General features: G+C 68.3%; 24 protein-coding genes and 1 tRNA gene. 12 read left to right on the plus strand and 13 right to left on the minus strand.

Features of this window, described 5'->3' with window-relative positions; all coding sequences use genetic code 11:
- The first annotated feature begins 163 nt into the window (after window positions 1-163).
- Entirely contained in the window at window positions 164-511 is a 348-nt protein-coding gene (locus tag LCL87_RS01350; RefSeq protein WP_225015845.1) for a hypothetical protein, read from the plus strand.
- Between the two features lie 3 nt (window positions 512-514).
- Here LCL87_RS01350 and LCL87_RS01355 read toward each other — a convergent pair whose 3' ends face one another.
- A complete protein-coding gene (locus LCL87_RS01355; RefSeq protein ID WP_225015847.1) occupies window positions 515-1,651 on the minus strand; it encodes a methyltransferase in 1,137 nt (378 codons plus the stop codon).
- 94 nt (window positions 1,652-1,745) lie between these two features.
- On the opposite strand from LCL87_RS01355, the gene LCL87_RS01360 reads away from it, so the two are divergent.
- Complete coding sequence (locus LCL87_RS01360) at window positions 1,746-2,543, plus strand: SDR family NAD(P)-dependent oxidoreductase (RefSeq protein WP_510850683.1); 798 nt, start codon at window positions 1,746-1,748, stop codon at window positions 2,541-2,543.
- Window positions 2,544-2,546: 3 nt separating this feature from the next.
- Here LCL87_RS01360 and LCL87_RS01365 read toward each other — a convergent pair whose 3' ends face one another.
- Both LCL87_RS01365 and LCL87_RS01370 read right to left on the minus strand, forming a co-directional pair.
- Complete coding sequence (locus LCL87_RS01365) at window positions 2,547-3,602, minus strand: alpha/beta fold hydrolase (protein ID WP_225015857.1); 1,056 nt, start codon at window positions 3,600-3,602, stop codon at window positions 2,547-2,549.
- Between the two features lie 41 nt (window positions 3,603-3,643).
- A complete protein-coding gene (locus LCL87_RS01370) occupies window positions 3,644-4,738 on the minus strand; it encodes an LLM class flavin-dependent oxidoreductase (RefSeq protein ID WP_225015859.1) in 1,095 nt (364 codons plus the stop codon).
- Window positions 4,739-4,899: 161 nt separating this feature from the next.
- Here LCL87_RS01370 and LCL87_RS01375 point away from each other — a divergent pair, with 161 nt between their 5' ends.
- Together LCL87_RS01375 and LCL87_RS01380 are read left to right on the plus strand one after the other, a co-directional pair.
- Window positions 4,900-6,537, plus strand: a complete 1,638-nt coding sequence (locus LCL87_RS01375; RefSeq protein WP_225015861.1) for an acyl-CoA dehydrogenase family protein — start codon at window positions 4,900-4,902, stop codon at window positions 6,535-6,537.
- A 97-nt stretch (window positions 6,538-6,634) separates the two neighbouring features.
- Entirely contained in the window at window positions 6,635-7,141 is a 507-nt protein-coding gene (locus tag LCL87_RS01380; protein WP_225015863.1) for an SRPBCC family protein, read from the plus strand.
- Here LCL87_RS01380 and LCL87_RS01385 read toward each other — a convergent pair.
- Together LCL87_RS01385 and LCL87_RS01390 are read right to left on the minus strand one after the other, a co-directional pair.
- Window positions 7,095-8,360: a DUF6596 domain-containing protein gene (locus LCL87_RS01385; protein WP_225015865.1), complete on the minus strand. Its 1,266-nt coding sequence runs from the start codon at window positions 8,358-8,360 to the stop codon at window positions 7,095-7,097. The genes LCL87_RS01380 and LCL87_RS01385 overlap by 47 nt on opposite strands.
- Window positions 8,361-8,373: 13 nt before the next feature.
- Window positions 8,374-8,736, minus strand: a complete 363-nt coding sequence (locus LCL87_RS01390; protein WP_225015867.1) for a YciI family protein — start codon at window positions 8,734-8,736, stop codon at window positions 8,374-8,376.
- A gap of 104 nt (window positions 8,737-8,840) precedes the next feature.
- On the opposite strand from LCL87_RS01390, the gene LCL87_RS01395 reads away from it, so the two are divergent.
- Window positions 8,841-9,182, plus strand: coding sequence for a GNAT family N-acetyltransferase (locus LCL87_RS01395; RefSeq protein ID WP_225015869.1), 342 nt, complete (start codon window positions 8,841-8,843; stop codon window positions 9,180-9,182).
- A 90-nt stretch (window positions 9,183-9,272) separates the two neighbouring features.
- Here LCL87_RS01395 and LCL87_RS01400 read toward each other — a convergent pair whose 3' ends face one another.
- Together LCL87_RS01400 and LCL87_RS01405 are read right to left on the minus strand one after the other, a co-directional pair.
- Window positions 9,273-9,476, minus strand: coding sequence for a cold-shock protein (locus LCL87_RS01400; protein ID WP_225015871.1), 204 nt, complete (start codon window positions 9,474-9,476; stop codon window positions 9,273-9,275).
- Window positions 9,477-9,636: 160 nt separating this feature from the next.
- Window positions 9,637-10,089: a hypothetical protein gene (locus LCL87_RS01405; protein ID WP_225015873.1), complete on the minus strand. Its 453-nt coding sequence runs from the start codon at window positions 10,087-10,089 to the stop codon at window positions 9,637-9,639.
- Between the two features lie 488 nt (window positions 10,090-10,577).
- On the opposite strand from LCL87_RS01405, the gene LCL87_RS01410 reads away from it, so the two are divergent.
- Window positions 10,578-10,865 (plus strand): hypothetical protein, encoded by a 288-nt coding sequence (locus tag LCL87_RS01410; RefSeq protein ID WP_225015875.1) that lies wholly within the window; start codon window positions 10,578-10,580, stop codon window positions 10,863-10,865.
- Window positions 10,866-11,353: 488 nt separating this feature from the next.
- Here the strand turns inward: LCL87_RS01410 and LCL87_RS01415 are convergent.
- The 6 genes from LCL87_RS01415 to LCL87_RS01440 all read right to left on the minus strand — a co-directional run bounded on the left by LCL87_RS01415 (window position 11,354) and on the right by LCL87_RS01440 (window position 16,050).
- Window positions 11,354-11,427 (minus strand) — tRNA-Leu (locus tag LCL87_RS01415).
- 77 nt (window positions 11,428-11,504) lie between these two features.
- A complete protein-coding gene (locus LCL87_RS01420; RefSeq protein WP_225015877.1) occupies window positions 11,505-12,461 on the minus strand; it encodes a Ppx/GppA phosphatase family protein in 957 nt (318 codons plus the stop codon).
- Window positions 12,458-12,994 (minus strand): DUF501 domain-containing protein, encoded by a 537-nt coding sequence (locus LCL87_RS01425; protein WP_225015879.1) that lies wholly within the window; start codon window positions 12,992-12,994, stop codon window positions 12,458-12,460. Before LCL87_RS01425 ends, LCL87_RS01420 begins: the two co-directional genes overlap by 4 nt.
- Window positions 12,991-13,713, minus strand: a complete 723-nt coding sequence (locus LCL87_RS01430) for a septum formation initiator family protein (protein ID WP_225015881.1) — start codon at window positions 13,711-13,713, stop codon at window positions 12,991-12,993. Before LCL87_RS01430 ends, LCL87_RS01425 begins: the two co-directional genes overlap by 4 nt.
- A gap of 8 nt (window positions 13,714-13,721) precedes the next feature.
- The gene (eno, locus tag LCL87_RS01435) at window positions 13,722-15,008 is read right to left on the minus strand and encodes a phosphopyruvate hydratase (protein WP_225015883.1); all 1,287 of its coding nucleotides are present in this window, start codon (window positions 15,006-15,008) and stop codon (window positions 13,722-13,724) included.
- 181 nt (window positions 15,009-15,189) lie between these two features.
- The gene (locus LCL87_RS01440; protein ID WP_225015885.1) at window positions 15,190-16,050 is read right to left on the minus strand and encodes a lytic murein transglycosylase; all 861 of its coding nucleotides are present in this window, start codon (window positions 16,048-16,050) and stop codon (window positions 15,190-15,192) included.
- 180 nt (window positions 16,051-16,230) lie between these two features.
- Between LCL87_RS01440 and efeU the strand changes: the two genes are divergently transcribed.
- From efeU to LCL87_RS01470, 6 genes are all read left to right on the plus strand, one after another.
- Window positions 16,231-17,142, plus strand: a complete 912-nt coding sequence (gene efeU, locus LCL87_RS01445) for an iron uptake transporter permease EfeU (protein ID WP_225015887.1) — start codon at window positions 16,231-16,233, stop codon at window positions 17,140-17,142.
- Window positions 17,139-18,299, plus strand: coding sequence for an iron uptake system protein EfeO (efeO, locus tag LCL87_RS01450; RefSeq protein ID WP_225015889.1), 1,161 nt, complete (start codon window positions 17,139-17,141; stop codon window positions 18,297-18,299). Before efeU ends, efeO begins: the two co-directional genes overlap by 4 nt.
- Window positions 18,280-19,593 carry an iron uptake transporter deferrochelatase/peroxidase subunit gene (gene efeB / locus LCL87_RS01455; RefSeq protein WP_225015891.1) on the plus strand — a complete coding sequence of 438 codons (1,314 nt, stop codon included), beginning with the start codon at window positions 18,280-18,282 and terminating at the stop codon, window positions 19,591-19,593. Before efeO ends, efeB begins: the two co-directional genes overlap by 20 nt.
- A gap of 106 nt (window positions 19,594-19,699) precedes the next feature.
- A complete protein-coding gene (locus LCL87_RS01460; protein ID WP_225015893.1) occupies window positions 19,700-19,918 on the plus strand; it encodes a class I SAM-dependent methyltransferase in 219 nt (72 codons plus the stop codon).
- A gap of 35 nt (window positions 19,919-19,953) precedes the next feature.
- The gene (locus tag LCL87_RS01465; protein WP_225015895.1) at window positions 19,954-20,457 is read left to right on the plus strand and encodes a DUF6301 family protein; all 504 of its coding nucleotides are present in this window, start codon (window positions 19,954-19,956) and stop codon (window positions 20,455-20,457) included.
- A gap of 516 nt (window positions 20,458-20,973) precedes the next feature.
- Window positions 20,974-22,584 carry an ABC-F family ATP-binding cassette domain-containing protein gene (locus LCL87_RS01470; protein ID WP_225015897.1) on the plus strand — a complete coding sequence of 537 codons (1,611 nt, stop codon included), beginning with the start codon at window positions 20,974-20,976 and terminating at the stop codon, window positions 22,582-22,584.
- The last annotated feature ends 3 nt before the right edge of the window (window positions 22,585-22,587 follow it).

The following is a 22,587-nucleotide window of genomic DNA, read 5'->3' on the forward strand; positions in this document are numbered from 1 at the left end:
GAACGCACCGCACGGGAGGGAAAGTTCCCACACCACGAAGATGACTTGGACAATTCGGACCTTACCGGGCGCGCGCAATCACGTGCCATCCGAGCGCCTGATCAACCGTATCGTCGACGACCACAATCCAGCGCGAATTGGCGATCCGGAACAGAATGAAGTCATGGGCATCGAAGAAGGACCAGACGACACTCTGGACGTCAGCGAGAGCCTCGATTCGGACGAGGTCCGCAACCAGGACGGCGACGACGTCGTGGATCCGCCGGACCACTGGAGCGAGGCGGACCGGTTCGGCACCACCCTGCGCGAGGCCGAGCAGGGCGAGAGCCTCGACCAGCGACTTGCCGAGGAGGAACCCGACGTGCCGCCGTCCGGTGGCGAACGTGAGTACGCCGAGGACCCCGACGAACTCCAGGGGGCCGAGATCATCGACGGCGTCATCGTCGAGGACGTCGGCCTGCATCACGGACAGGTCGACGGCGATGAGGCGGGCGGCGGACCCGTCCAGTAGCGGCTACACTGCGCGCACGGACCGCGTGACGGTGAACTTCGGGTTGCGCCCGGCCACCTCCGTGCGGCCCACCGCGCGCGTCAACGCGCTCTTGTATTCCAGATGCGAGTTGAACACGGTCCACATCTCGCCGCCGGGGCGCAGGACGCGTCCGGCCTCGGTGAACATCTTCGTCGCAGCTCCGGTATGAACCGCAGCGCCCACATGGAACGGCGGGTTGCAGACGATCAGGTCGACGCTGGCATCCGGTAGAGACTTCATGGCGTCGTCGCGAAGTCCGCGCACCCGGTCGCCGACACCCGCGGCACGGGCGGTCGCCTCTGCGGACGCGACCGCTGCAGCGGACTGGTCGGTCGCGACGACCTCGATCTCGGGGCGCCACGACGCGAGGGCGACGGCCAGGATGCCGGTGCCGCAGCCGAGGTCCACCGCGGATCGTGCGTCGGGCATCGCGCGCGGCATGAACTCGAGCAGGTAGCGGGTGCCGATGTCGAGCTTGGTGCCGGCGAATACCGCACCGTGCGCGAAGACGTCGAGGTCCAGTTCGTCGAGATACCCGGAGATCGGGAACCGCGCTTCCGGAGAGATCTCCCGCGGCGTGTCCGCGATCAGCACGCGCGACTTCTGCCGACCGCGGCTGGCGCGGACGTTGACGAAGGACCGGGCCAGCACCTCGTTCATCGTCTGGGTGATGTGCTTCTCGCGTCCGCCGGCGAACACGACCACGTCGGGATCGGCGTGGCGCGCGACGGCGTCGGCGATCTCGTCGAGTTCGTCGAGGCTGCGGGGCAGCTGCAGCAGAACGACACGGGCTCCGACCAACAGCTCCTCGCCCAGGCCGCACGATCGGTAGCTGCCGGACAGTTCGAACGTGGACGCATTGTTCGCGAGCGCACGTTCCCCGGTGATCGAATCCTGATGCACCCGGATCCCGGTCGCCCCGAACCGCACCGCGGCGCCCAGCGTGAGCGCGCCGTAGTGATCACCGATCACGGACACCGACCCCGCCGGAGCCGACGTCAGGGCCTCCGCCGCCTCGTCGAGGATCAACCGGTCCGCTGCGTCGACGGCGAACAGGTTGGGGGCCTCGACGTCAGGGAATCGGCGCATGAGGCTGAACAGGTTTTCGGCGGAGAGCATGAGGACAAGTGTCCTCGACGGCGGGAAGGGCGCGGCCGTCGGCCCGACAGGCCCACACTGGTATCGGATGGGGACACCCGACGAAGGGATCACCATGAACCGGCTGGTCGACAAGAAGGTCGTGATCACCGGCGCCGCGAGCGGCATCGGACGGGCGGCAGCGGGCCTGATGGCCGCCGAGGGCGCGCGCGTGCTGATCGCCGACCTCGACGCGGACGCCGCAGGTGAGGCGGCCGAGCAGATCGGACTCGAGGGCGGGCGTGCCGTGGGCATCGCGGTCGACGTGATGGACGAGAAGTCGGTGGCCGCGATGATCGATCGGGCGGTCGCGGAGTTCGGCGGGCTCGACGTCCTGTGCAATCACGTTGGCGGCAGCAATCCGCGCACCGACCTGGATCTGCTCCGAATGGACCTGGCCGAGTGGGACCGGGCGATGGCACTCAACGCGCGCAGCACCGTCGTCGCGTCCCGCCTGGCACTGCCGCACCTGATCGAGGCGGGTGGCGGGTCGATCGTCAACACCGTGTCGGTCGCGGGCCTGACCGGCGACGTGCTGCAGTGCGCGTACGGGGCCTCGAAGGCGGCGGTGATCCGCCTGACCCAGTACGTCGCCACCCAGTACGGCCGGCACAACGTGCGCTGCAACGCCATCGCGCCCGGCGCGATCATGACGCCCGCCCTGCGCGACAACCTGCCGTCGGACGTCATTGCGGACATCCGCGATCACAACGCCCTGGACCTCATCGGCGAACCCGACGACATCGGTTGGGCGATGGTGTATCTCGCGTCCGACGAATCGCGCTACATGAGCGGGCAGACGCTCGTGCTCGACGGCGGCCTCACCGCGCAGAGCCCGATCGCGGCGAGCCGCCGCGTGCTGCTCGACGACTGACCGTCAGGCGTCGACGCGCTCGCCGAGGAACGCGTCGACGTGCCGCCACGTGGTGTCCCTCGCACCGGGGCCGGCGAGCAGGCCCAGGTGGCTGCCGGGTGCCGTCTCGAACCGAACCGACGGCGAACCGGTCAGGACGTCGACGATCGCGCCGACCGAGTCGGCGGTCGCGATGACATCGCCGGTGCCGCCGACCGCGAGCACCGGAACGGCCAGTTCGGCGAGCTTGATCGTCCTGCCGCCCAGGGTGATCCGGCCGTCGCGCAGACCGTTGCCGAGCACCAACTCCTCGGCCATCTGATAGAACAGGCGCGCCGGGTAGCCGGGCATCTCGGCCATGAACCGGTCGATGGCCTCCATCCGCGCCAGGGTCTCGGTGTCGTGCAGGTTGTTCGCGATGAACCACGGCTTGAGCAACTCCCGCTGCGGCGCGGTGGCCCGGTAGGCGATCTGGACCAGCGGCGCCGGCAGCCCGCCCATCAGTCGCGTCAGTTCGGTGACGGGGCGGTGCCCGGTGACCCGGCCGACGGTCTGCGCGACGGCCATCGTCGGGATCAACGAGTAGTCGATCGGCGTGCCGAGCGCGGTGACCGACGCGATCGGCAGGTCCGGATGCGCCGACGCGGTGAGCAGCGAGATGGTTCCGCCGAGGCTCCAGCCGACGACGTCGACGGGGACGCCGCCGTGCAGGGCGCTCACCCGCCGCAGCGCGCCCGGGACGATGTCGTCGATCCAGTCCTCGAACCCGAGGTTCCGGTCGGCGTAGCCGATGGTCCCGTAGTCGACGACGTACGGCGTGTGCCCGGAGTCGGCGAGGTGCGCGACGAGCGACTGCCCGGGGCGCAGGTCGTAGCAGTGGCGCGGAACCGCGAGCGGCGGCACCAGCAGTACCGGCGCCCCGGTGCTGCGGACCCCGTAGCGGTGCAGGTCCCGATGCGGTTCGCGATGCACCAGCACGGACGGCGTCCGCTCCACCGGCGCGACGCCGCCTCCGAACGTCAGCCCCCACGCATTGCGCAGCGACGTGTTCAGCCGCGATCCCCAGTTCGATTCCCGCACGACTCTCCCCTGCCCTGTCGACCTTCTTGCGGGAATCTTACTCAGGAGTCAGTTGAGGTGCGCACCAGGCGGTTCGCCCGCAGGCTCGCGTGCGTGGGCGCCTCCGGCACGTGCGCGGGACGCATCGCGTCCATCTCGCGCCGGAGCACCGGCACGACCTCCTCGCCGAGCAGGTCGAGCTGCTCGAGGACGGTCTTCAGCGGCAGACCGGCATGATCCATGAGGAACAGCTGACGCTGGTAGTCGCCGAAGCTCTCCCGGAACGTGAGGGTCTTGTCGATGACCTCCTGCGGGCTGCCGACGGTCAGCGGCGTCTGCTCGGTGAACTCCTCGAGCGACGGGCCGTGGCCGTAGACGGGCGCGTTGTCGAAGTAGGGGCGGAACTCGCGGACGGCGTCCTGCGAGTTCTTCCGCATGAACACCTGCCCACCGAGTCCGACGATCGCCTGGTCGGCCGAGCCGTGCCCGTAGTGCTCGTAGCGCCGGCGATACAGGTCGATCAGCTGGATGAAGTGTTCCTTGGGCCAGAAGATGTTGTTCGCGAAGAAGCCGTCGCCGTAGTACGCGGCCTGCTCGGCGATCTCGGGACTGCGAATCGAGCCGTGCCACACGAACGGCGGGACGTCGTCGAGCGGACGGGGCGTCGACGTGAAGCCCTGCAGCGGGGTGCGGAAACGCCCCTGCCAGTTCACGACGTCCTCGCGCCACAGCTTGTGCAGCAGGGCGTAGTTCTCGATCGCCAGCGGGATGCCCTCGCGGATGTCCTTGCCGAACCACGGATAGACGGGCCCGGTGTTGCCGCGGCCCAGCATGAGGTCGACCCGACCGTCGGCCAGGTGCTGGAGCATCGCGAAGTCCTCGGCGATCTTCACCGGATCGTTGGTGGTGATGAGCGTCGTCGACGTCGAGAGCACGATGCGCTCGGTGCGCGCGGCGATGTAGCCGAGCATCGTCGTCGGCGACGACGGCACGAACGGCGGATTGTGGTGCTCACCTGTGGCGAACACGTCGAGGCCCACCTCCTCGGCCTTCTCCGCGATCGCGACCATCGCCTTGATTCGCTCGGCCTCGGTCGGGGTCCGACCGGTCGTGGGGTCCGCGGTCACGTCGCCGACGGTGAAGATTCCGAACTGCATGCCCTACCTCCAAAGTATTTCAAGTTTCAACTATATGCCACGAACCGGGGCGCCACGCGGAATATTCCGCGCACGTCCTTGACGTTTCAGCCTTGACGTTCCCGCCGAACCGTCATTGACTGCAGTCGAGGATCACCGCCACCACCACTGCAGGGGGTCGTATGAGGGTCACGCACGAGGTCACCAACCAGGTTCCGCCGCTGATCGACTACGACGCCGCCGACTATCCGCCACTGCTCGAGGCCCTGCAGCGGGAGGGCGCGCACCATGCGCTCGACGAGGTGCATCGCGTCGGACGGCTCGCCGGCGGTTCCGAGGCCCAGGCGCTCGGCGACCTGGCCGAGGCTCATCCCCCGGTCCTGCGGACCCACGACCGCTACGGCAACCGGATCGACGAGGTCGAGTACGACCCCGCCTACCACCAGCTGATGGACACCGCGGTGGAGCTGGGCCTGCACGGCGCCCCGTGGGCGGATCCCCGGCCGCAGGCGCACCTGATCCGCGCCGCCAAGAACGCGGTGTGGGGGCAGGTCGACGCCGGGCACGGCTGCCCGATCTCGATGACGTACGCCGTCGTCCCCGCACTGCGCCACAATCCGGAACTGGCCCTGCAGTACGAACCGCTGCTCACCGCCAGGGTGTACGACCCCGAACTGCGCGCCCCGCTCACCAAGCCGGGACTGATCGCCGGCATGTCCATGACCGAGAAGCAGGGCGGCTCCGACGTCCGCGCCGGCACCACCCGAGCCGTCCCGCAACCGGACGGCTCGTACCTGATCACCGGGCACAAGTGGTTCACGTCGGCGCCGATGTCGGACATCTTCCTGGTCTTGGCGCAGGCACCCGGCGGGCTCACGTGCTTCCTGCTCCCCCGCGTCCTGCCCGACGGCAGCCGCAACGCGATGTTCCTGCAGCGACTCAAGGACAAGCTCGGCAACCACTCCAACGCGAGCAGCGAGGTGGAGTACGACGAGGCCGTGGCATGGCGGGTGGGCGACGAGGGTCGCGGGGTCCGCACCATCATCGAGATGGTCAACATGACCCGCCTCGACTGCACGATCGGCACCGCGACCGGCATGCGCGTCGGCGTCATGCAGGCCACCCACCACGCGGCGCACCGCAGCGCCTTCGGCGCGCACCTGATCGACCAGCCGCTGATGCGGAACGTGCTCGCGGACCTCGCCGTCGAGTCGGAGGCGGCGACCACCGTTGCGATGTGGCTCGCGGCGCTCACCGACCGCGCCGACAACGGCGATCCGCAGGCGTCGACCCTGCGCCGCGTCGCGCTCGCGGTGAGCAAGTACTACGTGTGCAAGCGTGGGCCGGTGCACGCCGCGGAGGCTCTGGAATGCCTGGGCGGGAACGGCTACGTCGAGGAGTCGCGGATGCCGCGGCTGTACCGGGAGGCGCCGCTGCTGTCGGTGTGGGAAGGCTCGGGCAACGTCGCGGCGCTCGACGTGCTGCGCGCAATGGCCCGTCAGCCCGAGTCGGTCGAGGCCTTCTTCGACGAACTCGACGACAGCGCGGGCGGCGATCACCGACTCGACACGGCGGTCGAAAAGCTGAAGGGAGCGTTCACGGACGTCGCCAGCCTCGAGCATCGCGCCCGCAGCGTGGTGGGCGAGATGGCCCTCGCGCTGCAGGGTGCGCTGCTGGTCCGGCACGGGCACCCGGCGGTCGCCGACGCGTTCTGCGCGAGCCGGCTGTCCGGCGAGTGGGGAACCGTGTTCGGCACGCTGCCGACCGGCCTCGATCTGACGTCGATCATCGACCGCGCAACCCCCAAGGTCGGATCCTGAGGGAAATCGGTGTGCGGCGCACGTGTCGATTCGCAGGCGGCCGTGCGTCATGTCGGTAAAGGGGCTCGGCCCCACCATCCGACGAAGGAGAACCGCCATGTCCCGTCCCTCTCCCGTGGCCGTTTCGGTGAGCAAGGAGATCCCTGCCCGGCCGGGCACGCTGTACGACCTGATCAGCGACATCACCCGGATGGGTGTCTACAGTCCGGAGACCGTGTCAGCGCACTGGCTCGACGGGGCCACCAGCCCGCACGTCGGGGCGAGATTCCAGGGCGACAACCGGATCGGCCGTGCCCGCTGGTCGACGAAGCCGGAGGTGGTCACCGCCGACCGTGGGCGGTGCTTCGCGTTCCGCGTGCCGGGCCGGTCGGGCGCCCTGTGGACGTACAGTTTCGAGTCCGCCGGGGACGGCACCCTCGTGACCGAGTCTATGCAGCAGGGGGTGCCGTCACCGTTGCTCGTCCGGATCATCCAACGCTGGAGCGGGGTGACCGATCGGGCCGAGCACCTGCGTCGGGGAATGACGACCACCCTCGACCGACTGGGCGACGACGCCGTCACGCTCGAACGTCGGGCGCAGAGCACTCCCCCAGACGCCGAGTGAGATGACGCCTTTCTGCGTCGTTGTCGGTGAGGGCGCGCGCGGCATCGAACGCGTCGCGTGCGCCCGCCGCATCGCCCGCCCGCACGAGCAGTTCCGCGCGGGCCGCATGGAACAGGTGGTACCGCTCGAGTCCGACGATCCGGTCGATCATCTCGATGGCGGGGGCCGGACCGCGCACCATCGAGACCGCGACTGCATGATTGAGTGCCACCACCGGCGAGTCCGTCATCTCGGCGAGCTGTCGATACGACCGTTCGATCCCATTCCAGTCCGTGTCGGCGGACGACGGTGCATTCGCATGGTGGGCGGCGATGATCGCCTGCACCTGATACCGCCCCGGCCGCATCCGGGTGAGTGCCCGCAGGAGGATCCTGTTCCCCCGCGCGATCATGGACTTGTCCCACAGCGACCTGTCCTGGTCGCCGAGCAACACCAGTTCACCGGTCGCGTCGACGCGGGTCCCCTGACGTGCCCGCGAGAATAGTTGCAGCGCAATCAAGCCCTCCACCTCGGGGTGGTCGGGCACCGCTTCGGCCGCCGCCTCCGTCAACCGGACGGCCTCGTCCACCAGATCGATACGGACCGGGTCCGCGTGCGCGCTCCGGGAGAGATAGCCCTCGTTGAAGATCAGATAGAGCACCTGCAACAGTGCATCGAGTCGCTCGTCGATGTTCTCGGGTAGCGCGAGCGGAATCCCGGCATCCCGAATCTTCCGCTTCGCCCTTGTGATTCGCTGCGCGAGGGTGGCTTTCGGAACAAGGTAGGCCGACGCGATCTCGTCGGTCCCGAGTCCACCCGCCAAGCGCAGGGTGAGCGCGACCTGGGTGTCGAGATCCAGCGCAGGATGACAGCACAGCAGCATCAGGCGCAGGTGTTCGTCACCGACGGCGCTTCCGGAGTCGGTGATCAGCGACGCACGCACCTCCTGTGGCTCACCCTCGAAGGTCAGCTCGCGCGCTGCCGCCATCGTTCGACGATGCGCGCTCGCCGCCCGCCTGATCCGATCCACCGCCTTGTTGCGCGCGACGGTCAGCAACCACGCCGACGGATTGCCGGGAATCCCCTTCTCCGGCCACGTTTCGGCCGCCTGCGCGAGCGCGTCCTGCACGGAGTCGTCGGCCAGATCGAGATCGCCGGTGCGGCTCGCGAGGAGCGCGACGATACGTCCGCCCTCCTCACGAGCCAGCCGGGTCAGAGCCGCGTCGACGTCGCGGTTCACTTGCGACCGATCGTCATCCGGCGTCGGGCCGGAACGCCACCGGCCGAACCTCGATGTGGGCGTTCGGCACCGGCACGTCGGACGCGAGCCGCAATGCCTCGTCCAGATCGGCCGCCGCGATCAGGTAGAAGCCGCCGAGTTGTTCCTTGGTTTCGACGAACGGCCCATCGGTCACCGCGGAGACGCCCCCGTCGACCCGTCGCAACGTGGTGGCCGTCGACGTCGGCTGCAGGTTGGCGCCGGCAACCCAGTGTCCGCCATCGATGAGCTTCTGGTTGTAGGCGAACCAGTCGTTCATCATCCGATCGAACGCCTCCGTGCCGGGCGCCGGCGACTCCTGCGTCTCGTCGCTGTGGATGAGGATCATGTACTCCATGCCACGCTCTCCTTCGAGTGGTCCGGACGCAGCCCTTCGCGTGCATCCTGCCCCAATGACGCATCGCATGGCCGAAATCGACAGCGACGCGTCATAGTGGAGGCATGAGCGATGAATTCGACGCATTGCCCGCAGTGAACCCCAATCCCGACCTCCGCCGTTACGAGATCCGAGTCGGCGACGCGACGGCCGGGTTCACCCAGTTCGTCGACAGCGGTGACCAGCGCATCTTCTTCCACACCGAGATCGAGGAACGCTTCGCGGGGAGGGGTCTGGCCGGGACGCTGATCCGGTCGGCGCTCGACGATACCGTCGCGCACGGCAAGCGCATCGTGCCGATCTGCCCGTTCGTCGCGGGCTTCCTCGACAAGCACGACGACTTCAAGGGGTTCGTCGACGCCGTCACACCGGCCGCGCAGCAAGCGGTCATCGATTCGCGACACTGACCGCCCTCCTCGAACGCGACAGGCCCCACTCCCGTGCCGGGAGTGGGGCCTGTGTCGTCCTGACCTCGCCCTATTCAGGCGACAAGCGGATCAGAGCGCGGTGATGTTGGTGGCCTGGGGGCCCTTGGCGCCCTGGCCCAGATCGTAGGACACGCGCTGGTTCTCCTCCAGGCTGCGGAAGCCGCCGCCCTGGATCTCCGAGTAGTGCGCGAACACGTCGGCGCTGCCGTCCTCGGGAGCGATGAAGCCGAAGCCCTTTTCAGCGTTGAACCACTTGACGGTGCCGTTTGCCATTTCGTACTCCTCTTGCTTGCCGATCACGAATCGCCGATGTTCGAGCGACCCGGGCCGGTACTGCCGAAAGCGATACCCGAAGAGGAGATCTGTCCCCCACAACTAAGGAATTGTGCGCGCCTGAACGCGGACACAAGACACTTTGACCACATTGAGTCAATCACACTCGGGTCGCGAAGTCGACGCGTTTCGGATCACGTTGTTGGACAGCAGCTTCTCCAGACCGGCCTCGCGCCCTGCCGACGCACCCTGCAGACGCGGCGACATGGCGAACCCCACGGTCCGTCCGACGGTGCTCACGGCCGAGCCGACGGATCTCGCGAAGCCAGAAGTGCGCAGCGAGCGTGACCTGCGTGTTCGCATCCGCCTCACGCGACCCACCGTCGACGACGGCGACGAGCGCCTCGGCGAGGGCGGCGATCCTGAGATTGTTCTCCTGCGAGTGCCGCAACAGTCGTTCCGACGCAAGATCGCCGTCACACCGATAGAGAATGCCGACGATCTCCAGCGCGCGGGCACGGACCGCCGCAGATCCGTCGCGCAGGGTTGCGCGAGGCACTCCTGCAGATGCCGGACGGTCCGCGTCCGGCGAAGAGATGAAGTTGTATTGCATGAGAATTCCTTCGTGGCCGTCGCGAGTTCACCTCGGCGACAACACGTATCGACGCAGCCGCGCCTGTGGTTGAGATGTGTCGGTCGACGATCGGCTCGACCTGCGAGCACTCGACCGATGAGTTCGTGGAGAGGTCAGGGTTTCGACGCTTCGTCAGCGGCGGCGGCTCAGGACCGAATTTCCGAGCCGGCACGCCACTCGAATGGCGCACCTGACCCCACCACTGTACGCGACCGACCCGCAGAGCGACATTCCATAATCCCGCGGACAGCGAACCGCCGATACAGTTCGAACGAATTCATCACCACGACAGAATGATTGGCGACCACGGCGGGGCTGCGAGGTTCGGAACGGAACAGACATCGGATGTGGCATCGGTCTCGATTCGCTGGAATGACCACCGACGAACACCTATCGTCGAACGAACGACGTCGACCCACGAGGAACCGTCGAAACACCACAGTCCACACACATGACTGAGGAATACATTGCCGCACAGAATCGAACCCCGCACCGAAGTGAGTCCCGAGTACGTCGGGCCCAATTTCCTCACTTCGCAGTTGCCGCCGTCGAGCCGTCCCGGGCACACCTCCTGCCACGTGGAGGCCGACGAACCCGCCCGCGCGCGTCGTCGCCCCGGCAAGCTCGCGCTCGCCGCGTCCGCCGGCCTGCTTCCCGCAGTGGTCGACATGGCCGTGACCGGCACACCGACCGAGGGCATCGTCGTCGGCGGCCTGTCAGCCCTCGCGGTAGGAGTCGCTGCGGTCGCGATCTGACCCCCGCCGTCCGCCGCGACTCGCGACCTTCTCCAGCACAGCCTCGGTCGATAGCATGGGAAGAGCGCCGCAACGGGCTGCGTCCGGACCGCTATCGGCGGGCCCACGCGAGCACGAGGGGCCCTGCGGTCATGCCGAAAGGATCGACCGATGACGCAGGAGCAAATTCAAGCCTCCACATCCGGATGGCGCACGCTGGCAAGGACTTTCGTTGCAGCCACCTTTTTGATCGCGCCGCTGGGGATACCGACGGCGACAGCCGACACGGTGACCGCCGCGAGCGATCTCCCCGCGGTCGCTGCCGCGCAGTCCGGTCCGGACCGAACCGCACCGTGCCGACGGTGGCAGAACCCCAACGCCTACGGACACTGGCACTGCCGATGAAGTGAGCGAGTACGCGTCGGCGACGGTGGCGGAAGGTCCCGCCCACCGGAAGTCCGGTGGACGGGATCCCCGATGCCATGTGCCGTCGGACGGCGGGACGGAGGTGCCCCCAGTGGGACTCGAACCCACACTCGGCGGATTTTAAGTCCGCTGCCTCTGCCAATTGGGCTATGGGGGCCCACCACCGGCCCGACTCCGGTGGCCACGACAGTGGAAACCAAGGAACAGTGTAGGCGGCACAAACAGTGAGCTAATTCACGACCCGCCCAGCAGGACAGACATTGCAATTCCGTCCAAGATGTCGTGCTCGCTGACCACCAGTTCGTCGATGCCGGCGCGCCGCGCGAGTTCGTCGGCGAGGACCGTGGTCACGATGGCGCCGCCGCCGATCACGTCCACCCGTCCCGGGTGCATCGGCCCGAGCGCGGCGCGCTCGTCGTGCGTCATGGAAACCAGCCGGTTGGCGACGTCGTGCAGCTGTCCGACCGTGAGCCGCGAGAGGTGGACCCGCTCGGGGTCGTACTCGGGCAGGTCCTGCGCGACCGCCGACAGCGTCGTCATGGTGCCGGCGACGCCGACCCAGGTGCGGGCCTGCTCGACCGGTACCCGCGCGAAGGCCTGAGCCAGGCGCTCGGACGCGAATTCGCGGGCGGCGTCGATCTGCGCGCCGGTGGGCGGGTCGTCGTGCAGGCAGCGTTCGGTGACCCGCACACACCCGACGTCGGTGGAGTACGCGGCGTGGACACCGGTGTCGTCGCCGAGCACCACCTCGGTGGACCCGCCACCGAGGTCCACGACCACGAACGGGCCCTCGGACGCGTCGAGTTCGCCGACGGCGCCGGAGAACGACAGGCGCGCCTCCTCGTCGCCGGTGATGACCTCGGCCTCGGCGCCGGGGATCACCGCGCCGAGGATCTCGCGGGTCATCGCGAAGAAGTCCTCACGATTGGACGCGTCGCGCGTGGCCGACGTGGCGACCATGCGCACCGCGGTGGCGCCGGTGTCACGGATGATCTCGGCGTACTCGCTCAACGCGACCCGCGTCCGCTCGATGGCCTCGGGCGCGAACGCTCCGGTCGCGTCCACTCCCTGCCCGAGGCGCACGATCCGCATCAGCCGGGTGACGTCGGTGAGGCGACCGTTCTCGTCGGCGTCCGCGACGAGCAGACGGATCGAGTTGGTGCCGCAGTCGATCGCGGCAACCCGAGTCACTCGTCGTCTCCGGCGGCGGCCGGTCCCTGGTACTCGGGCCAGTCGGCGGGAATGGCCGTGCCGCGCAGCTTGCCACGCGCGGCGAGCGAGACGGACTCGTCACCGAACGGGTTGACGCCCGGCCCCTTCGCGAGCGAGTGCGCCATCAGAACGTGCAGGCACTTCACCCGGTCCGGCATGCCTCCACCGGTGAAATCCGTTCCCAGGGAATCGATCTCGTTGCGCTCCGCGAGGTACGACTCGTGTGCGGCGCGGTAGGCGGCGGCGAGTTCCGGGTCGGTGCCCAGACGCTCGGTCATCTCGCGCATCACACCGGCCGACTCCTGACGGCTGGCCTCGGCGGTCAGGCGCGGGTCGGTCAGGTAGTAGAGGGTGGGGAACGGCGTGCCGTCCGGCAACCGGGGGGCGGTCTTCACCACACCGGGCCGGCCGTCCGGGCTGCGGTACGCGATCTCGAGCACGCCCCGCGGGACACGACCCAGCTGGGCCTCCACGGCATCGAGGTCTTCCTGGGGGACGGACGATTCGCTCACCCGGTGGGTACTCCTGGTTCTTCTGGTGCGGGTGCCGGCACCACGGGGGCCACCGGCGGTGTCTCTGTTTCGGCCTCGGCGACGGGTGCGGGTTCGGTGAGCCGCTGCCACAGATCGCTGTGCCAGGCGCCCGTGGAGGGCGGCGGCGGTGGTGCATCCTTCTTCGGCGGTTGCCAGTCGCCGGGCAACTGCACCTTGTAGGGCGTCTCGCCGGGACGGACCAGGCCGAGCCGCTCGCGGCCCTGCGCCGCGATCCACGCCGGATCCTCGATCTGTTCCTTCTGACGGCGCAGCTGGTCCAGTTGCTGCTCGAGTGCCACCTGCTCGGACGCGAGGCGATCGGCCTCCGCGCGCTGCGTGAGGTAGGTGCGCAACGGCATCGCGAGGGTGAGCGCGAGAGCGCAGACCACGACGCCGAGGATGACCGCGCGTCCGGTCGACAGCCCGAAGAATGTGCGCTCGGGCGGCGCCGACCGGCGTCCCGCGCCCGCTCGTGCAGAGCGGACGCGGGAGCCGGTGGCCTGGCCGTCGGATCCGGTCGTGTCGCCGTCGGCATCGAGCGGGCTCGATGCGTCCGGGGCGACCCGACCGGTCGCGGTAGCGGTGCCGGCACGGTTCCGGCGGGGCCTGCGAGAGCCCTGCCCGGTCCCGGCACCGTGGCGCTCGGGGCGTCCTCCCGGGGAGGGACGACCCGACCGCGACCTACCGCGCTGACTCATCTACGTGCTTAACCCTCGAAGGCGAAGCGCGGGAACGCCAGCTCGCCGGCGTAGCGGGCAGCGTCGCCCAGGCTCTCCTCGATGCGGAGCAGCTGGTTGTACTTCGCGACGCGCTCGCTGCGGGCCGGGGCACCGGTCTTGATCTGGCCGCTGCCGACGGCGACGGCCAGGTCGGCGATCGTGGTGTCCTCGGTCTCACCGGAGCGGTGGCTCATCATCGTCTTGTAGCCGCTGCGGTGCGCCAGGTCGACGGCGTCCAGCGTCTCGGTCAGGGTGCCGATCTGGTTGACCTTCACCAGGAGCGCGTTGGCGGCGCCCTTGGCGATGCCCTCCTCGAGGCGCTCCGGGTTGGTGACGAACAGGTCGTCACCGACGAGCTGGATCTTGTTGCCGATCTGCTCGGTCAGGGAAACCCAGCCCGCCCAGTCGTCCTCGTCCAGCGGATCCTCGATCGAGACCAGCGGGTACGCGGTGAGCAGCTCGGCGTAGAACGCGGCCATCTCGTCGGCCGTGCGGTTCTTGCCCTCGAACTTGTAGCCGGTGCCGTCGGTGTAGAACTCGGTGGCCGCGACGTCGAGCGCCAGCGCGATGTCGGTGCCCAGCTTCAGGCCGGTCTTGCCGACGGCCTCCGCGATCAGGTCCAGCGCTTCCTTGGTACCGGCCAGGTTGGGTGCGAAGCCGCCCTCGTCGCCGAGTCCGGTGGACAGGCCCTTGGCCTTGAGGACCGACTTCAGCGAGTGGTACACCTCGGCGCCCCAGCGCAGGGACTCCTTGAACGTGGGCGCACCGATCGGCGCGATCATGAACTCCTGGACGTCGACGCCGCTGTCCGCGTGGGCGCCACCGTTGATGATGTTCATCATCGGGACCGGCAGGATGTGGGCATTCGGGCCGCCGACGTAACGGAACAGCTCCAGACCGGACGTCTCGGCGCCGGCACGGGCCACGGCGAGCGACGCGCCGAGCAGTGCGTTCGCACCCAGGCGGGACTTGTCGCGGGTTCCGTCGGCGTCCAGCAGGGCCTGGTCGACGGTGCGCTGCTCGGTGGCGTCCAGGCCGATGATGGCCGGCGCGATCTCACCGAGAACGGCCTCGACGGCCTTCTGGACACCCTTGCCCAGGTAGCGGTCGCCGCCGTCACGCAGCTCGACGGCCTCGTGCTCACCGGTGGACGCGCCGGAGGGAACGGCGGCGCGAGCGAAGCTACCGTCCTCGAGCAGCACCTCGACCTCAACCGTGGGGTTGCCACGGGAATCGAGGATCTCGCGAGCTCCGACCTGCTCAATGATGGCCACGAATGGTTCTCCTTCGGCGGCTTCGTACGGCTGCTGCGGACGGCGGAAACGACCGGTCCGGACAGCAGCAACTGGGTTGTCTACGGGCAGGCGACCACGCTGAGTCGCCGGATGCATAGTGCCAGGTCTGAGCCTAGCGGGAGTAACCGACTCCCGCCTCCAGGCACGCCCGTCGCGCAGGTCACCTTCGCACCCCCACCGAGTACGCCGCCGCGCGGTCGCGAACGTCACGCAGATACTCCCCCGACAGGTTGTAGGCCATGAGGGCCGCGGTCCACCCGTCCGCGGTGGTGAGATCGCCGCCTCTGGCACACAGGTACCGCGCTGCGGTGAGGGCAGCGTCGTCGATGTTGTCGGGATCGACGACGCCGTCACCGTTGGCGTCGACGCCCCAACGCGCCCACGTCTCGGGGATGAACTGCAGCGGCCCCATCGCCCGATCGTGAGTGGCGTCGCCGTCCATCGCACCGCCGTCGGTGTCGGGGATCTCCGCGACCCCGGGCGACCCGTCGAGCGGGATGCCCCTGATCGCCGGGCTCACCTTCCCGTCGTCACCCACACTCGATCCCCGATACGTCCCGTGTTTGCTCTCGACGGCCGCGATGCCCGCCAGCGTCGTCCAGCCGATGCCGCAGTCGGGTTTGGTCGCCGTCATCACCGCGGCCGCGTACCCGTAGGCCTCGAGCGCGGTCGGCGAGATGGCCAGCGCGTCCGACAGCGGTGCCGCCCACTCCCCCAGCAGGGCCGCCGTCCGGCCGGGCCCGTTGATGTCGATCGGTGGCGTCGGCGCGCCCGGGCCGGGCGGGATGCCCTCCGGAATCTCGATGCGGGGCTTGCGCTGATCCAACTCGTCCAACCCGACCGAGAGCGCCACGACCGCCACGCCCACCAGGAGGGACGACGTCACCACCAGGAAGGTTCGCAGTGGTCGCCGGCGCTTGGGCGGTGGGGACGTCGGCGCGGCCGGTCCGTACGACCGACCGGTCCCGGATCTCGTCGCGGCTACGCGGGTCGCGGCTTCTCTCGTCACGCCGTCCATCATCCAGAACCGTACGGTCGCGACGCGTACCGAATCGGGACCAAAGCCCCATTCCAGACAAAAAGAACCTGGTCAGGGCCGGTTTCAGACCGAGCTTAGGGGATGCTACTTTCGGCGTGGCCGTTCGAGGTTTGGCTTGCCTTCGTCGCCCGCGCCGCCCCGACTCGTAGCAGGAGCACAAGAGTGTCAGTCCTCGCCGCCGGCACCGCCGCGCCGTCCATCGCAACCCAGTTGTTCGGCAGTGGCCTGATCGGTGTGCGCGAGGGGCTCGAGACCGGCATCGTCGTGATGATCCTGGTCGCCTTCCTGGTCAAGTCCGAGCGGCGCGACGCACTCAAATGGGTGTGGGTTGGCGTCGGCGCGGCCGTCGCGATGGTCGTCGCGATCTTCGTCGGCATCCACTTCGGCACCTCCACCGTCACCGGCATGGCCGCCGAACTCATCAGCGGACTCGCGTCGCTCGTCGCCGTTGCGATCGTCACCGCGATGGTCCTGTGGATGCGCACCGCGGCGGCATCGATATCGGGACACCTGCGCGCCGGACTCGATCGCGCGCTGGCGATCGGCCCGGTGGCCGTCGCAACCATGGCGTTCTTCGCCGTCGGCCGCGAGGGCGTCGAAACCGCGCTGCTGCTCGTCGGCTACGCCGAGAACGCCGCCGGCAGCGCGTGGCCGCTCGTCGGCCTGCTGCTCGGCATCGCGGTCGCCGCCGTCCTGACCGTGCTGCTGTACGTCGGCGCCGTCCGGATCGACTTCGCCCGCTTCTTCCGCTACACCGGTGCCTTCCTCGTGGTCGTCGCGGCCGGGATCCTCGCGTACGGAGTCCGGGCACTGCAGATCGCCGGGTGGCTGCCCGGCGGATCGACGCTCGCGTTCGACATCTCGTCCGTGTTCGACACCTCCAGCTGGTACGGCACCGTCCTGCAGGGCATCTTCAACTTCCGTCCCGATCCGACCGTCCTCCAGGCGGTTGCCTGGGTGGCGTACCTCGTGATCGTGATGCCACTGTTCCTGCGCCCGGTGAAGCCGAAGGCCACTGCACCGCATACCGATCCGACGCCGACCGGCGATCCCGAACTCAACGCTTCCCGATGACAGTCACCCGAAAGGTTCCGCTCGTGCGTCGTACCACCTCCGCGCTCGCCCTGCTCGCGATCGCTCCCCTCGCCCTCGCGGCGTGCACGTCCAAGTCGCCCGCGGACGCCGAGGCGATCACGGTGACCGCCACCGACACCACGTGTGACATCTCGGGGAACTCGGCGGAGACCGGCAACACCACGTTCTCCATCACCAACAACGGGTCGAAGGTCACCGAGTTCTACGTCTTCGGTGCCGGCGATCGCGTGATGGGCGAGGTCGAGAACGTAGGACCGGGTCTGACCCGTCAGCTCATCGTCAACCTCGCCGAGTCCGGGACCTACCACACCGCGTGCAAGCCTGGCATGGTCGGCAACGGCATCCGGGCCGAGTTCGTCGTCACCGGCGACTCGGTGGCCGCGACCGACCAGGACGGCCGCCTCACCGAGGCCGCCGCCGGGTACAAGCGTTACGTCGACAGCCAGCTCACCGCGCTGCAGGAGACCGTCGCCACGTTCGTCGCGTCGATCAAGGCCGGCGACATCGCCGCCGCGAAGGCCCAGTACCCGCTGACCCGCACGTACTACGAGCGCATCGAGCCCATCGCCGAGAGCTTCCCCGACGACCTCGACCCGCGCATCGACCTGCGCGAGGTCGACGTCGAGCCGGGCTGGAACTGGACCGGCTTCCACCGGCTCGAGAAGGACCTGTGGGTTCAGGGCCTGCAGCCCGACACCAACGCGATCGCCGACCAGCTCGTCGCCGACATCCAGGAGCTCGCCGACGGTGTCGCGGCCCCGGACTTCGTCGTCGACCCGATCCAGGTGGCCGGCGGCGCCCAGACGCTGCTCGACGAGATCGCGCGCACCAAGATCACCGGCGAGGAGGACATCTTCTCGCACACCGACCTGTACGACTTCCAGGCCAACGCCGACGGCTCGCAGGCCGCGATCGCGTCGCTGCGCCCGATCCTCGACGACCGCAACCCGGAACTGGCCGCGCGCATCGACCAGCGTTTCGCCGACCTCGACGCCGAACTCGCGCAGTTCCGTCAGGGCGACGGGTTCGTCTCCTACGAGACCGTGACCGAGCCGCAGCGTCAGGCGCTGTCCCAGAAGATCGACGCGTTGTCCGCCGAAGTGAGCCAGGTGCAGGGTGTCGTCGCAGGACAGTAATCCCCAGAGCAGTAACCAGCAGGACGGCGACAGCCGGCCCGAGCCACGTCCGGGCCTGTCCCGACGGCGCCTCTTCGGCGCCGTCGGGGCGGGCGCGGTGTTGGCCGGCGCGGGCGTCGCGGTGGGCCGTCTGACGGCCCCCGAGGCGTCTGCGTCGACCTCCGAGGTGGTGCCGTTCCGCGGCGCCAATCAGGCCGGAATCGTCACGGCCGCACAGGATCGCATGCACTTCGTCGCGTTCGACGTCATCACCGACTCGCGCGACGAACTGGTGGCGATGCTGAAGAAGTGGACCGAGATGGCCGCGCGGATGACCGCCGGCGAGGAGGCCGCCGAGGACGGCGCGATCGGCGCGGGCGAGTACAAGCCGCCCACCGATACCGGCGAGGCCCTGGACCTGCACGCGTCGAAGCTGACGCTCACGATCGGGTTCGGACCGTCGCTGTTCGAGGCGAGCGGCAAGGACCGCTTCGGGATCGCCGACAAGAAGCCGGCAGCGTTGACCGACCTTCCCAAGTTCACCGGTGACGCGCTCGAACCCGCCCGCTCAGGCGGCGACATCGCGATCCAGGCCTGCGCCGACGACCCCCAGGTCGCGGTGCACGCGGTGCGCAACCTGGCCCGTGTCGGCTTCGGCGTGGTGGCGGTGCGCTGGTCGCAGCTCGGGTTCGGCCGCACGTCGTCGACGTCGACGAGCCAGACGACGCCGCGAAACCTGTTCGGGTTCAAGGACGGAACGCGCAACATCAAGGCCGAGGATCCATCGGCGCTGTCGGAGTTCGTGTGGGTGGACCCGCAGGACGACCAGGCGTGGATGGCGGGCGGCTCGTACCTGGTGGCCCGACGCATCCGCATGCTGATCGAGCCGTGGGATCGCACCACGCTGCACGAGCAGGAGCGGGTGTTCGGACGCAGCAAGGGCAGCGGCGCACCGCTGGGCCGCAAGGACGAGTTCGACGACCTGCAGCTCGACGCCAAGGGGGCGGGCGGCAAGCCCGTGATCGACAAGGACGCGCACGTGCGCCTGGCGTCGGCAGAGGAGCTGAACGGCATCCAGATCCTGCGTCGCGGCTACAACTTCACCGACGGCACAGACGGTTTCGGGCATCTCGACGCCGGACTGTTCTTCATCGCGTACTGCCGCGATCCGCAGAAGCAATTCGTGCCGATGCAGCAGAACCTCGCCCGCAACGATGCACTGAACGAGTACATCAAGCACGTCGGCTCCGCGGTCTTCGCGGTGCCGCCGGGTGTCGGCGAGGGTGACTACTGGGGGTCGACGCTGTTCAGCTGAGCCGGACCTGCCCACGCCGGCGGAGGAATGTCTCGGTATGGACTGCAAGTGGTCCCGATTCGCCCCACTGTGTCCGCATCGACCGCTTCGGGTAGAAGGGGGGCACATGCAGAGCCAGTTCGACGAACTCGCCGATCTCTACGAGGGAACGGCCGGCCGGCCGTTCCGGAAGCACCTGGAGATCCCCAACGTGCTGGCCACGCTCGGGGACCGGGAAGGACGTGATGTCCTCGACTTCGGCTGCGGCAATGGGATTCTGCCATGGGCAGTGCGGTTTGATGAACTTCTGACGGATGCCATGCTCGGCGCAGACCGGACGCAATGACCACCGGTTCGGACTACGAGAAAGAGCTGTAAAAGATGCGAGCAGATATCGAACGCGCTGCCCAGGCGGTGCGCGCGGCCGCTGAGTTCGACTGGACGTGGACCGTCAATGACCTGCCGCCGTTCTGCGGTCAGGTCGGCTGGCAGGTCTGCGGCCTCGATGAGCAGTTTCCAGCAGCGGTGACCAATTTCGAAGTCAATCGCCCGGATGTGTCGGTGTCCGTCGCGGACATATCGACAACCGACTTGTCGCGAGCGATCGATAATATCTCCTTCCGTGCCAGTGATGTGGTTCTCGGTCGGAGCGACTTGGAGCCGGAGCTGGATGAAGTGTTCGATGCACTCGTGCAGCGGATGTTCGAACTGCTCGGGCAGCGGCCCACGGATTGGTGGATCGAACCGTCCCGCGGCCTGCGCTGGGACCTTCCGGGCGTGGTGGTGAGGGCCAAGATCGGTGTCTCATCGGTCTGGGTGTATCTGGTCAGTCCTGCGTACCAGCAATGGTGCGACGAAATCGAGCAGAGCGCCGAAGATGAGTAGACGTGAGGTCGGTTGAGGCAGGTGGCGCCTTTCTCGTCCGGCAGGACCTCCGAGTAGGCGAGCCTGGAATGGTCGTCGACGAGCGAGTGAACGTAGTCGAATCCAACCTTTGTCGAGTAGTCCCGCTCCCGGTGCTCGTCTCGGGAGCCGGGTACATCTAGAAGGGACTTGTTGCGCGGCTACTGGGAAAGGCCGCATGCATCGATCCTGAACTGCCGCAAGCCGTGACGTCCGGACCCTGCTGATAGAGTCCTCGCCATGGATATCGAGGTCGACAGAATCTAGCCACCGGACTGCCGGTGGCGTTGCCGATCAGGCGCGGATCGCGCCTCGGTTGACGACCCATGCCCTTTTCCGGGCCAACCCCGGCATGTCCGCCTTCGCGCCGATCACGCTTCCCGTGTGCACAGCGATGCCGCCCTTGCCGGACTACACATATCTGTCCCGGTGACCTCTCGTGATCGGTCGTTCCCTCGACCCTGCGCATCAGCAACTTCACGAAAGGGACGGCAACACATGAGTGCCTCCGCAATCACTTTGAGAGACATCACCTTCGAATGGCCCGACGGCACCGTCGCGCTCGACCGCGTCAGCGGCACCTTCACCACGGGCCGCACCGGACTCGTCGGCCGGAACGGAGCCGGCAAGTCCACGCTGCTCCGACTGATCGCAGGGCTGCTGCGGCCCGCGTCGGGGCGTATCGACACGGTCGGCGAGGTGGGCTACCTGCCTCAGACGCTGACCGCCCGCAAGGACTCGACCGTCGCCGAACTCCTGGGCATCGACAGGATCGTCGAAGCCCTCCGGGCCATCGAGTCCGGAGACCCCGATCCGCGCCACTTCGACACCGTCGGCGACGACTGGGACATCGAGGCGCGCGCCGACGAGGCACTGCACGAGATCGGGTTCACCACAGTCGATCTCGATCGCCGAGTCGACACGCTCTCCGGAGGTGAGGCCATGCTCATCGCCATAACCGGCCTCCGAATCCGGCGCACCCCGGTCACCCTGCTCGACGAGCCGACCAACAACCTCGACCGGCCCACGCGCGCACGTCTCGCGCAGATGATCGACAACTGGACCGGAACACTCGTCGTCGTCAGCCACGACCTGGAACTGCTCGAACACATGGACGCCACCGCAGAGTTGTACGACAGCCGGATCGAGGTGTTCGGCGGTCCGTACAGCGCGTGGAAGGAACATCGAGAACAAGAACAGGCGGCCGCCGTGCAGGCTGCGCGCTCGGCCGACCAGGCACTCAAGGTCGAGAAGCGCCAGAGGATCGAAGCCGAGACGAAGCTGGCCCGCCGGGAACGGACGGCGAAGAAGACCCAGCGAGACGGCGGTATCCCGAAGATCTTGGCCGGCAATCGTGCGAGCAAGGCGCAGGCTTCCGCGGGGGCCATGCGCTCGACACTCGACGACAAGGTCGAGAGCGCCAGGGCCGCAGCCGATGCCGCAGCCAGACGAGTCCGGGAAGACGAGCACATCCATCTCACACTGCCCGACCCGGACGTGCCACGGAGTCGACGCATCGCCGAGTTCCAGGACGGGGAGCGCACCATCGTCGTCCAGGGGCCGGAACGAGTCGCGCTCGTCGGCCCCAACGGCGCCGGCAAATCGACGCTCGTCGAGCATCTCCTCCGGGGCACCGTCGGCGACTCGGGCCGGGTGCGCGGAACGCTGCTCACCGAGCAGGTCGGCTATCTCCCACAGCGCCTCGACAATCTCGACGACGATCTGAGCGCACTCGAGAACGTGCAGGAAGTCGCACCCGGAACATCCACTGGGGACATCCGGAATCAGCTTGCCCGCTTGTTGATCCGCGGCAGCGCCGCAGATCGCGCGGTCGCGACGCTGTCGGGCGGCGAGCGCTTCCGGGTCTCACTCGCCAAGCTGCTGCTGGCAGACCCACCCGCGCAGCTGTTGATCCTCGACGAGCCGACGAACAATCTCGACATCAACAGCGTCGAGCAACTCGCGGAGGCGCTCGACGCCTACCGGGGCGCGATGATCGTCGTCAGCCACGACTACGAGTTCCTGCGCAAGATCGGCATCGACGTGACGTTGGAACTGGGCGAGAACGGTCGTATCGCAAAGCACCACAACGACTCCCCCGGTCGATAGGAG

This window comes from Prescottella equi, assembly GCF_020171745.1.
In the GTDB taxonomy this organism is placed as follows: Bacteria; Actinomycetota; Actinomycetes; order Mycobacteriales; family Mycobacteriaceae; genus Prescottella; species Prescottella equi_A.